Annotated in this window: 12 protein-coding genes; 1 reads left to right on the forward strand and 11 read right to left on the reverse strand. The window is 32.9% G+C overall.

Features of this window, described 5'->3' with window-relative positions:
- Window positions 1–8: 8 nt before the first annotated feature.
- Both J7I90_RS13530 and J7I90_RS13535 read right to left on the reverse strand, forming a co-directional pair.
- Window positions 9–416, reverse strand: a complete 408-nt coding sequence (locus J7I90_RS13530; RefSeq protein ID WP_214772306.1) for a GNAT family N-acetyltransferase — start codon at window positions 414–416, stop codon at window positions 9–11.
- A 213-nt stretch (window positions 417–629) separates the two neighbouring features.
- Window positions 630–911 (reverse strand): hypothetical protein, encoded by a 282-nt coding sequence (locus J7I90_RS13535; protein ID WP_214772308.1) that lies wholly within the window; start codon window positions 909–911, stop codon window positions 630–632.
- A 202-nt stretch (window positions 912–1,113) separates the two neighbouring features.
- On the opposite strand from J7I90_RS13535, the gene J7I90_RS13540 reads away from it, so the two are divergent.
- The gene (locus J7I90_RS13540) at window positions 1,114–1,611 is read left to right on the forward strand and encodes a hypothetical protein (RefSeq protein ID WP_214772309.1); all 498 of its coding nucleotides are present in this window, start codon (window positions 1,114–1,116) and stop codon (window positions 1,609–1,611) included.
- Between the two features lie 86 nt (window positions 1,612–1,697).
- On the opposite strand, the gene J7I90_RS13545 is transcribed toward J7I90_RS13540, so the two are convergent.
- The 9 genes from J7I90_RS13545 to J7I90_RS13585 form a co-directional block, all read right to left on the reverse strand.
- A complete protein-coding gene (locus J7I90_RS13545) occupies window positions 1,698–2,315 on the reverse strand; it encodes an NUDIX hydrolase (protein WP_214772310.1) in 618 nt (205 codons plus the stop codon).
- 188 nt (window positions 2,316–2,503) lie between these two features.
- A complete protein-coding gene (locus J7I90_RS13550; RefSeq protein WP_214772311.1) occupies window positions 2,504–3,094 on the reverse strand; it encodes a hypothetical protein in 591 nt (196 codons plus the stop codon).
- 137 nt (window positions 3,095–3,231) lie between these two features.
- The gene (locus J7I90_RS13555) at window positions 3,232–3,681 is read right to left on the reverse strand and encodes a hypothetical protein (protein WP_214772312.1); all 450 of its coding nucleotides are present in this window, start codon (window positions 3,679–3,681) and stop codon (window positions 3,232–3,234) included.
- Between the two features lie 114 nt (window positions 3,682–3,795).
- Window positions 3,796–3,993 carry a hypothetical protein gene (locus J7I90_RS13560; RefSeq protein WP_214772313.1) on the reverse strand — a complete coding sequence of 66 codons (198 nt, stop codon included), beginning with the start codon at window positions 3,991–3,993 and terminating at the stop codon, window positions 3,796–3,798.
- A 205-nt stretch (window positions 3,994–4,198) separates the two neighbouring features.
- A complete protein-coding gene (locus tag J7I90_RS13565) occupies window positions 4,199–4,738 on the reverse strand; it encodes a hypothetical protein (RefSeq protein ID WP_214772314.1) in 540 nt (179 codons plus the stop codon).
- Window positions 4,739–5,353: 615 nt separating this feature from the next.
- Window positions 5,354–6,850: an ATP-binding protein gene (locus J7I90_RS13570; protein WP_214772316.1), complete on the reverse strand. Its 1,497-nt coding sequence runs from the start codon at window positions 6,848–6,850 to the stop codon at window positions 5,354–5,356.
- 548 nt (window positions 6,851–7,398) lie between these two features.
- Window positions 7,399–7,956 carry a hypothetical protein gene (locus J7I90_RS13575; protein WP_214772318.1) on the reverse strand — a complete coding sequence of 186 codons (558 nt, stop codon included), beginning with the start codon at window positions 7,954–7,956 and terminating at the stop codon, window positions 7,399–7,401.
- A 24-nt stretch (window positions 7,957–7,980) separates the two neighbouring features.
- A complete protein-coding gene (locus J7I90_RS13580; RefSeq protein ID WP_214772320.1) occupies window positions 7,981–8,193 on the reverse strand; it encodes a hypothetical protein in 213 nt (70 codons plus the stop codon).
- Window positions 8,194–8,632: 439 nt separating this feature from the next.
- Entirely contained in the window at window positions 8,633–11,974 is a 3,342-nt protein-coding gene (locus J7I90_RS13585; protein ID WP_311381009.1) for a DEAD/DEAH box helicase family protein, read from the reverse strand.
- Window positions 11,975–11,978: the final 4 nt, after the last annotated feature.

Raw genomic sequence — 11,978 nt, forward strand, 5'->3', positions numbered from 1 at the left:
AATTAAACTTATCGATTTATATTCTTTGTCATACCAATGGTAAACTTCTCAAATCCAAAAGTTTCATAATATGATTCCAAACTTTCTACACACATAAGTTGAGGAATTACTCGATTTTGCTCACAATGTTCAATTATTCGATTCAACATCTCTTTGCCGATTCCTTTGGACTGGTAGTTCGGTAGTACACACACTCCACATACAACTCCAGTAATCACACCATCTGAAATAACACGTCCCATACCCACTAACTGTTGTTCATCAAAAGCATAAATTGCATACCAACTTTGAGTGCACATTTGTTTCAAATCATTAACTGTTAATTTAAGTGAATTCCATCCTAAAGATTCATATAAGGTTAGTAATTGCTTAAAATTTTCAGGGGGTTCTATTGTATAATGTATAGGTTTTTCCATATGAGCACCTCCCTGGATTTTTGTATCTTACAGCTTAATCTCAACACATAATTTGTATGATTTTCACATATTTTCTTCCGCAAACCTGCCCCTTTAGCTCCATAACCTGCTGAGGCAACTCTCTTATTGAAGTAAAGCACCCGTTAGTTTAAGAACACTCTTTCACAATCTTAGAAAAAAAATGCCGTCCTAAAAGACAGCTATTCAAAAATATTAGTTTGAAATAGTTGGTACGAGTTTTGAAAATTTGCGATAACAGAAAATAGTTAATGTTAATGGTACTAAACTCCATAGATAAAAATATGTTCCATACTGGTTCCATCTTGCGGTTGTTGTAATCCCGTCAGCGATTTTTATCCCCATAAAATTCAACTGTAAATTCCCTTGTATTTGACTATTTGATAATCCGTAACCTTGCCCTACCATCGCAATAAATAATAAGCCAAAGCACCCTGCAAGCCCTAAAAACAACCATCCTACTTTGTTTTTGTTCAAGTTACCCCTCCTAAAATTATTTGTAATCATAACATTCTACAAATTTTGGTAAAACCCTTGTTGATCTAACCTGCACCTTTAGTTCCGTAAGAAAAAAGGTTGCCGCATCAACCTTCCTTATTGAAATAAAGCACCTGTTAGTTCCAAACATATTCCATTCCATTTTGGGCAAAGTAACTATAACTAAAACAAGGAGGTAGTGATGGTTAAGAAAACGATACTTGCTATATGTACATTATTTCTTTTGAACATAGTCGCACCAACACTAGAGACAAAAGCTTTAACCTTTGATGAATTGCCAACCAAACAAACATCGAAACAATGGTCGGTTCAAGTAGACAAAGCCGATCAAGGTAAGGGGTTAGTAAAACCCGAAAAGGGAAAATTTCATACTTACTCTTTAGAGGTTGATAACATTGGTAAGGATATATTGTCTGCGGAAATTTATATGTTTAGAAATGAACCTAACTCTACAACGAAGTTTTCACTTTTTAGTTGTCCTGATGAAAAGGAATGCAATAAAGAACACTTTGAAAGAGCCATTTCTTTAGCAAAACAAATGAATGATGGGTATCCTTATAGATTTAGCAATTTCCTTTTGGCTGAAAAAGCTACGGAATTCGAAGTGGAAATTATTTGGACTCAAAAGGGGATGGAAGGCAGACCTTTAAAAGAAACATTTACATTCACTGCTGAATAACAAGAAAACAAAAAGACCGAAATAATCGGTCTTTTTGTTGAACTAACGCACCCGTTAGTTCTATAACTGGGGGCAAATTAAAAAAATCAATCAAAATAGACAGGTTCTTGCGGATTATGTAAATGTTTAAAAGCCATTTTAATTTGTGATTCTGTATTTCTAGCTATTGATAATGATGGTAGTTCATTTTCAGCAAAAAACTCAACTGCACTCGTTTCTATACCTTCTTTAGGTTGTCCACCAATTATTTCACATCGGATAAACATTTTATAAACGTGATAAAGTGAAGGAGGGTGTGGATGACACTTCTTATCAAGGACACCTAACAATTTAATTGCTTTAACATCAAACCCCGATTCTTCTTTTACTTCTTTAACTGCAACTTCACTTGGAGTTAATCCTATGTCGCCCCAACCTCCTGGTAAAGACCAATCTCCATCAGTGTTTTCTCTAACCATTAAAATCTTATTATCTCTAAAGACAATTGACCTAATATCTACCTTAGGAGTCGCATAACCAGTTTCATTGGCAAACAGATCTTTTATTACTGTCTTGTTCATATCTGTTTGATGCGACAATATTTCAACGCTTATATTTCTTACCAATTCAAATCTTTCCAAGTCATATACATCTTTCGAATAAGTTAATCCCGCCTGTGCAATGGATTGGAGTTGTTTCGCCCATTCAAGCCATTTAGGTTCCATTTATATCACCACCCATTCAATAATACCTAAATATTACCATAAACCCTTGGAGTTGATAATAACCTATTCAGCTAACCTGCCCCGATGTTTCCATAAGAAAAAGCTGCCTTAAAGACAGCTCTGATCCTCAGCTAACGCACCCGTTAGTTTAAGTACATTTCTTCACAAACTTTGTTTCTTAAATGACTCTAATCTGTTATAGCCTTAGTTTGAACAGAGTTACATAACGTAGGATCAGAAAGTAACTCTGTTAATTCGCTTAAATATAAATAATGTTTATCGCATTGTGAGGATTCAGGTATTCTTTCACCCTTATTAATCACTTCTAACATTGGAGAGGAAAGAAGAACTTCAACAATAAGTAAATCTGATTCTTCTAAGTTTATTTTGAAACCTGCAAATACATCTTGTTTTATGTCTTTAACTGTTTGAATTAGATTTTGTAACTTAGTACCACTAATTGTTATTTTTATTAAAGGAAAACATCTTACCGTAGGGTTTTTTACTATCTTTCTATTCCTATAATCATAAACGAAATAAAACTTATCCTGATATTGATTCAGTTTTTGTAATTCATTAGTTAGTAAGTAATATTGGTCAGTACGTCCAGTTGATAATTGAGACTCTTCTTCACCTACCAATAACGTCAGATTTTCTGGGGAAGAAATTGATATCGTAGTTATTGAGTTTTTTGATATTTTGGATGTATATTCCATTAATTCATTTAGCTGAGGATTCGATAACTCACCTTTATAGATTCCTATCAGGTATTGATTCATATTTTACACACTCCTTTTATACTTACTAAGTAAATACGATATGTAAAATAGAAAATCCTTCTTCAACAAACCTGCCCCGATAGTTCCATAAGAAAAGGAGCTGCTGATCAGCTCCTGGTAATGAAGTAAAGCACCCATTAATTTAATAAAATAAACTTACGAACTAATTTGTAATAAACATAATAAATTGAATAAGCAAATAAATAACTAACACCAGTCCAAATGATATTCCATTCATTCCTGTATACTATTTTCTCTAGACACACTAGTATATACTCTCCAAAAGTTGTAACGAAAGTAAAAACTAAAAATGTAATAAGAATAGTCATTTTTTTATAGTGAATAACACAAATAAATAAACAACCAAGTATAGGATAAAGACCTAAATCATACGGAATTCCAGTTAAAGATGATTCTTGAAACACTATATCCATCTTCCAAAAGTAGTTAAAACCAATTTCATTTACTAAAATACTTGTCGCTACACCAATTGGATAAAAAATTATAAATAGCTTCGTCTGATTTTTTACCAAATAAGCACCTAAAAGCCAAGGAAAAATAAACCCAACGATAATGTGAAAAAGCATATTTAACCTTCCTTTTTTAGAATCGCATTATATATCTATTCTGCCCCGATAGTTCCATAACAAAAAGTGCTGCGAAAGCAACTCTCTTATTGAAGTAAGGCACCTGTTAGGATATTATTGCCTGTCATCGAGCTCTTCCATATCACTCATTATTTTTTTGTTCTTACTAAAATGAATAGCTATATATAAAAGTAAACCAAAACCACCACCAATTAGTACCTTAAAACCTGAACCAACAGCTGCCCATTCCAAGGCGTAGAAAATTATCACACCGAGAAGAACATATGAAAAAACTGTATTAATCAATATCATTCAGCCTTCTTCCTTAATTGACGTACTATATAAATTCTATTTCAAATGCATTATTCCTTGTTGAACTAACCTGCCCCTTTAGTTCCATAAAAAAAGGAGCTTCTGATCAACTCCTTTTTGCCAATACACTTGTATCAGCCTAACAGGCACTCAAAATAACATAATAAAGAACTCGTCCAAATTTGACGAGTTTTTTACGTTATTGCTATTCATCACATCTTATCCAACGAACATCATCTATATCAAAGCCACGCGAACTTAATATAGAAAAGAAAAATTCTTCATCTAGGTATTTCCCCTCCTTGTTATAATACTCTTCTATAAAAGCACTAGAACGGTGTTTTAAATAAGCTGTTTTATAGTCTGTTTGATGACATAAAGGTATTCTTTTTACGTTTTTTAATGGAGTATATTCCTCTCCAGTAAGAGGGCATTTATTCAACCTTTCTAAGTGCCTTTCATCTATAGCCCTATCTACATTTTTGTATTTTATGTACCCCATCAAGAGTCCAGGTTCGGACCAACCGCCTTTTTGAAATACATAGCTGTGAGTGTAAAAAGTATATGCTGCCCCACGGATACTAAAGTTCATATATACTGTATCGATTTCTATTTCTTTTCTTGCTACACCATATAGCCTTTTTTTCAAGAGCACGGAATTTGGTATTTTCCATTTAAGTATATAAACATCCTCAATTGTAACTTCTTTTAGAAAATCATCTTTATTAATTAACAAATAATTCAATATCATCACCCCTTTCAAAGAATTATACTTAAATTTTTCTGTTTAGAAAAAAAAAGCAAAAAACCTTTAAGCTTGCTGGGAATACGGCTTTAAAAGTGATAAGAAGACCGACAGCCTAGTAAATCTATTTATAAACGAATAAGAAGATATAGACTTCAAAATCAACATTATAATACGCTGCACATTCTGATGTTGAGAATTCTTATTTTTGCATACTGCAATTGATAATACCTCTTCTTCTGGAGTTTTCATTTTTCATTTTTCATTCTCCTAATGATGAATAAGGGGGTTAGATTGCATAAAATAGAGGAAAACAATAGAACGAAATACTTCCAGTCTTTTTTGACAAGTATTTTCGAACATATTATTTTCCTCTCATATCATATGTTAATTATTATCAGCAGTTCTGCTGTGCTGTTTATTGTTTGTTAAGTAATTATTATTAGTTTCCACTATTTATTCAGTTGCTCAAACGAACTGACCTCAGCCTTTTCCATCGGCAACAGAAGCGTAGCAATAATAAAAATAGACCAAAAAAAGCAAACTATAGCTACCACTAAACTGTTACTCAAAGGGATAAATGAAAAAGACAGGTGTCTTTGTTTTAATTAAGAATTACTTCTTATTACAATTCAAAATATTAAGACATTCTTTGAGAATTGATTCATTATTAAAGATAATAATATGAAGTTTTTTCCTAGCTCTAGTTACCATTTGAAAAAGCATTTTTGTTGGATGGTAATAAGGATTAGCACCCCATCCCTGAGTAGATAGCTTTCTGTCTTGATCGTAGTAAAAATGTTGATCTAATACAGCAACTACCTTATCATATTCCTGGCCAATAACTGCGTGGGCACTGTCATCGTGGCCATTTTGAAAACTGTCATATGGAAATTTATCATATTTAGAAGGTGTATAATTTATTACTTTCCACCCCTGACTTTTAAGTACTTCCATTTCTTTTCTTACAGCAAGAGAAGACATAAAGTATTGGACATCAATATTAGGATACTCTTGATTTGGATTTCGTTTAGATAAATCAAACAAATTTTTTATAAATGATGCAATTTCTTTATTAGTTCTAATTTTCTCTGTTAACTTAAAATGTTTAGGAGAAACTTGCTCTTTAATATATTGAGGGATATTTCTATTGATTTCCCAGCTAGCGAGACATTGCTGAAAATCATACGAGAAAATATATTTTGTATTTGTTTCCTTCGCCTTTAATAACATTTGATTTATTTGTCCTTTTTCTATTCGTTGGGATTCATCTAAAATGATAAGATCGTAATCTCCAAAATTATATTTGGTATGGAATTTACTTTGTGCAATATTCCAAGAGTAATCATCTCTTAATCTAATATGCCCTTTATTTAAGGCACCGCAGTGAAAAATAAGAACTTTTTTTGAACTATTTTTATATTCCTTAGCAATATCATATGTTAAAAGGGTTTTCCCTGTGCCCGCGTTCCCTTCAAGCGTGATAAAACAGGGTCCGGTTTCCTTATGTAGCTTTAAAATCCCACTTTTTAGGACTTGTTGATGGTCAGTTAGAAAATACTTATTTTCAATAAATTCTTTTGTTGAATTAAAAGGAGAGACCAGGTAATTAGAAGGATCGAAAAGCTTATGTATATCTTCAATTTCAATTAACCTTTGATCCCTTAACTGAGATATTAAGAAGGTAAATTCAACTTCTTCCAGCTTTTCACTTTCATCTAAGTAAAACAACTTCTCCTCTTCTGCAATATAAGTGAAATTCAGTACCTTCCTATCCAAGAATCCAAGGTAGTATTTATTTTTTATAAGTTGCTTTTTGATCCGATCTTCTCCAGTATTTTCTTTTTTTAGTTCTATATTAATAATATTCTTTTCTCCAAATCTTAAAAGATCAAATTCTTTTCCTATCTGGTTAATTATATAACCTACATAAAATTTCTCTACAATATCCACTTCTCTAATCTTATTTAGAAGCTTTTTCACTAGTGATCTTAAATCCTCTAATTCGCCATCTTTAATCTTAATTTCAAAATGGCTAGTATACGAATTGAAGACTGTAGATGTTAAACTCTTATTTGCATTCAGTAATGATAATAAATTTATAGGTTTCATCTGGTTTTCCCCTTTCAAAGTGAATAATATACGAAAGAAACAAAGAGAATAAATTCTTTTTAGGATACGATAGACTCCTGACCAGCTATTATATCCTGAAACTCTAACCCCCTAGGATTTAAGGTTAAAATGAACTCTTGTTCTCTAATGGCAGAAGAATTATGGGAATTGTGTACCTTTTATTTTTGTTTATATGTATCCAAGATAAAGCGTATTTTACTTGGAGCCACTTTGGGAATGATTGTCTTGAAAGGCTGAAGCATTTGTTCTTTAGACTGCCAGGCCTATCCTCTCCCCTAAGTTAAGTCCGAAAACTGAGAAGAATTTAAAGTAGCTTCACACTCGTAAAAAGAGCCTAATCCATTAACGGATTAGGCTCAAATAAGGTGGATGCTTCACTGTCGTAAAAAGTTAAAATGTTAATCCACATATCTTTATTGGTTTACAAATAAGTATATTGGTTATAATTAACTAGAACAAAAAAAGTAGGGCCATCCCTATACTCTTCTTATAATTGTAAAATAAAAAAGATTTAATATGGTTCTTTTTTACAAAGGCAAAATTAAATGAATACATTTTTTTGAGAATCCATCGTAAGGCAAGTTGAGGTAATCAGAAAATTCAGAGAAATTATTCCCTAAATAGAAGTTGAGGGCCTTTTTCGTTGAGCGTAATACAATTGCTTGTATACCAATAAGCTCATCTGAATAATATTTTATATCTGCTATAATAGAGGCTAGTAGCATATCACTATATTTATAACTCTTGCCGTCTATAGATGATACAAACCCTTTACCAGACAAATCATTATTAATTGCAAAAAGTTTCAATTCAATTGATGGAATACCAACGAATTCATCTGATTCATCATCAGCATAAACAATAGATGTAGCAAACAGAGAGTAATACCCGTATAAATACTCCTCGTCTTCACTAACAAATAAGAATGTTAAACCTTTTCCATTATCTTTATCTTCTTTAGAATGGGTTATAACATAGTGATCCATATTCGAATTAGCTGAGGGGTATCTTTGTAATAAGTGTTCGTAAGAATCACTATATTGTACTTTCTTAATATCCAATCCCTTTAAACATAATCTCTCCAAATTCTCCAACCCTTTTACCGTATCTTATTTATTAATATGTGTAGAGTTATTTTTACATCTAGATATAAATTCTTCGTTTTCAGATTTTTTAGCTTTTAAAAATTCTAAAAACTCTTTAGTTTTATCTTCTTTAATGAAGTTTATTCTATTAGATGATCTAGCTACTGCTAACATATCATCATCCCCTTTGGATTTGTAAAATTTACCATTTCTGTTATTAAGATTATCCTTAGTCAAAGTTTACCACCTCGAATTCAATAAATCAATTATTAATAAAAAAGATCTAATACTTATATACGTCATTATTTCTAGAAAATTACCTATTTAATCAACAAGTTGATAATTTTTGTTTAATATAAAGTCAATAACCTTTTTTTAATTATGTTAAACTCAGCTAATCTGCCCAATCTTACAATAATTGAAGTTTCTTTAGAGGCAATAAAAAAAGCCCACCCCGTGGGTAGACTTTAAGATATATATTCACGAAAAGAAAGTATTCTCAATTACACGGCATTAGTGGCGATAGTTGTATAAGTTGAATTGATATGCAAACCAACATCGTGATTGTTCATCCTCTAACTCCTTATTTTCAACACCCCTAGATAAAAACCTTAAATATTAAAAATATTATATCTTTTAAAAAACTGGGCTATAAGACTATTTCCAGCTGAAATTATTAAGAAATGTCCTCTGCATTGCGGTTAATCATATCGATAATATCCAAAATCCCCTTAGCTTTTGGTAACTGATCTTTAAATACCACGGTAATGCCACCCAACGACGAAAATGGATCTTGCTGCAGAGCTTGGCGTTCAAGCGTTCCGTTTTTCACAACATAATCAATAATTAATTCAACAAATTTTGTTTGTTGTAAATTTAAGTTCTCTTGAGATAAAAACGTAGAAAACCCTACTACTGCAGCTTGGCGATCTAATCCAACGATTTTACGAACAAGCTTTGTTATTGGCGTATCTCCAAAGTCCTTTTCATACTGTTCTTTTGAACCTAATTCATTCCAAAGAATGTGTTCTAAATACTCTACATCTTGTTTCGTTAAAGGCTCATTGTTACGAAGCTTATAAATAGCCAGTGTATCCTCGTGCTGATGCTCTTTTAGGTAGTGCTCAACCTTCTTACGGTAGCTTTGAAGGTCATTCACATTTAAAATCGATGCGTTTTCTTTCACTTCAATTACTTCGTCTTTAAAGTCCGTATAATAGATTTTTTGTTGTGAGAGTTCAATGTAACGAATTAAATCACGTAGAGCTTCTCGAACCTTCTCCAAATCTGCAATCGTTGCTTCTTGCCAAAACTCACTTGTTCGCACTTCATCAATAATCTGTTTATGCACCATAACTTTTGGAATCGTGCCTAATTTCGAAAGGGCTTCAGCTGTATCAACAACACGGCGAATTGGTTTTGTTGCATTGTTTGACTGTAAGCTTGCCAATTCAATCGTCAGCATTAAAAAATCAAAACGTTTCGCTAATTCCTCATCATCAATCGGTGCAATTAACGGTGATATTTTTTCTTTTAATTCATTAGTTTGTACAACAGATAATGCTTGCCAGTTATCCACATTTTGATATTTATGCACATATTGTAAATATTGGCGTACTCGGAAATTCGCTTCGTTTAATGCACGTACATCAGCTATATTCTCTTTTAATAGCTGTTCACGGTATCCAGAATACGGTTCAACTTGGTACTGTACATCTTGGAGCTCACGCACAATGTCCACTTTTGAATTGAATAGCTTTTCTGTTAAGGTTTGCTGGATTTTTGCTTCTTCACCTTTTTCATTAGCACGGAAATATTCGAAGTTACGCAAATAATCAAAAATTAAGAAATACTCTTTGTCTATTCCTGGTCCAAACAAATCTTCACAAAGGCGTGTACCACGTCCAATCATTTGCCAGAACTTTGTCTTCGAACGTACCTTTTTAAAGAATACTAAATTCACCACTTCTGGTACATCGATGCCTGTATCTAGCATATCCACCGAGATTGCAATCTGAGGCATTTTATTTTTATCTGAGAAGTCATCAATTAGGGTTTGATAGTATTCCACGCTATAATCAATTACTTCCGTAAAGTTGCCACCATACTCAGAGAATTTCAAATCAAAGCGTTCTTTAATCGCTAACGCGTGTTTATGATTTTTTGCAAAGATAATCGTTTTTCCTAATTTGTCTCCACCTTCTACTTTTATGCCATTCTCCATTAAATCTTGCAACACGTGGTCAATTGTACTTTTATTAAAGACAAAGTTATTAATCGCAGAACTATCAATATCTTTTACAATTGGCTCGTCTTCGAAAATCTCATCAAATTCTTCTTGTTCCTCTTTTGATAAATCATCATAATGAATACCATCATCTAAGATCTTTAACGTTGTCTCACGTGTACGATAATCTACTAAATATTCGTCTTCTACTGCTTTCGAAAGTTCATATGCAAAAGTCGGCACACCATTTTCTAAATCAAAAATGGTATACGTATTTTTATCTAATTCATCTTTCGGTGTTGCAGTTAAACCAACTACCATCCCATCAAAGTAATCAAAGATACTCTTATACTTTTGATAAATGGAGCGATGCGATTCATCAATAATAATTAAATCGAAATGCCCGACTGTAAATAAACGATTTCCATCTTTACTTTTCACTTCATCAATAGCGTTCATCATCGTTGGATACGTCGAAAACACCATACGCGCTTCTTCAGGAATAGATTTTTTCTCTAACATATTGCAAAGGGATAAGTTCGGTAATAACGTGTTAAAATTACGGAATGCTTGTTTTACAAGAGACTTACGATCTGCTAAAAACAGCACGTTTTTAATCCAATGATGATTTGTTAATACATCGACTAATGAAATTGCAGTCCGTGTTTTACCGCTTCCGGTAGCCATCACAAGCAATGCTTTACGTTGTTTATGACTAAATGCGTCACTCACAGCTATAATCGCTTCCTTTTGATAGTAACGATTTGTAATATCTTCATTAATTTCAATATTGGTTAATGGCTTCTTCAACATTCGACGGTCAATAATTAGCTGCAACTCATCTTGTGTATAAAAACCAGATGTACGGCGTGCTGAATAATTATCGTGCCAAATATGTGTTTCAAAGCCATTTGTGTAGTAAATAACCGGACGAATTTGTTGTGCCTGCTCGATGCAATCTGCGTATAATTTTGCTTGTTGACGCCCAACTTTCGCATCTCGTGAAGTGCGTTTTGCTTCTACAACTGCTAACACTTTACCGTTTGTTCCAAGTAACACATAGTCAACAAAGCCTTCGCCTGCATTATTTGGCATCCCCCTTACCAGATACTCAGTAATGACATTTTTGCCAATTTCCCAGCCAGCTAATTTTAAATCTAGATCTATATATCGTTTACGTGTTTCAAACTCAGAAATTCCATCCACTTTATAGCTATATTCTTGTTGCTGCGCCTGACGATTAGTTGTTAGTTTCTGACGAAGTTCTTCATTTTGTTTACGTAAATCTTCTAATGATTTATCTTTAGCACTAAGCTTTTCATATAAATCGTGAAGTTCTTCAGGACGTTCTCGTTTGTACTCTACTGTATAGAGAAGTGATTCATCAAAGTCCGAAGCTGTAAATTCCTCTTCATAGCAATAATCAATCCACGAAATAAATTGATGTAAATTATATAAGGATAAAACAGCCTCATCTCCTGTAATCGCCACATTCGTATGTACAGCAGCATTTCCTAGCTTCACAATGTACTTCAACATCGGCAATAACTCTTCGTCAAGAATCCCTAAAAAATGACGATCGTGAATTAAGCTTGATAGATTATTTTGATAAGGAATCTTTACATCATTATCAAACTGATACACCCACTTAACGGCTAATTCTAGTGCACGGCGCGATAAAATTGCACACGTCGCCGGACTAACTTGCATCGCTCGCTCTGCCTCTATACAAGCATTTGCAAAGCTACAAAATAGCTCTTTATCCTGTAAAAATCCAAAGTTCGTCAATATTTCA

The sequence above is a fragment of the Bacillus sp. ISL-57 genome, assembly GCF_018613135.1.
GTDB lineage: Bacteria > Bacillota > Bacilli > Bacillales > DSM-1321 > Peribacillus > Peribacillus frigoritolerans.

Excerpts from the sequence above, each read along its gene's own strand:
- J7I90_RS13570 (WP_214772316.1), bottom strand. The coding sequence starts at position 6,850 with ATGAAACCTATAAATTTATTATCATTACTGAATGCAAATAAGAGTTTA.
- J7I90_RS13555 (WP_214772312.1), bottom strand. The coding sequence starts at position 3,681 with ATGCTTTTTCACATTATCGTTGGGTTTATTTTTCCTTGGCTTTTAGGT.
- J7I90_RS13530 (WP_214772306.1), bottom strand. The coding sequence starts at position 416 with ATGGAAAAACCTATACATTATACAATAGAACCCCCTGAAAATTTTAAG.
- J7I90_RS13540 (WP_214772309.1), top strand. The coding sequence starts at position 1,114 with ATGGTTAAGAAAACGATACTTGCTATATGTACATTATTTCTTTTGAAC.
- J7I90_RS13560 (WP_214772313.1), bottom strand. The coding sequence starts at position 3,993 with ATGATATTGATTAATACAGTTTTTTCATATGTTCTTCTCGGTGTGATA.
- J7I90_RS13545 (WP_214772310.1), bottom strand. The coding sequence starts at position 2,315 with ATGGAACCTAAATGGCTTGAATGGGCGAAACAACTCCAATCCATTGCA.
- J7I90_RS13550 (WP_214772311.1), bottom strand. The coding sequence starts at position 3,094 with ATGAATCAATACCTGATAGGAATCTATAAAGGTGAGTTATCGAATCCT.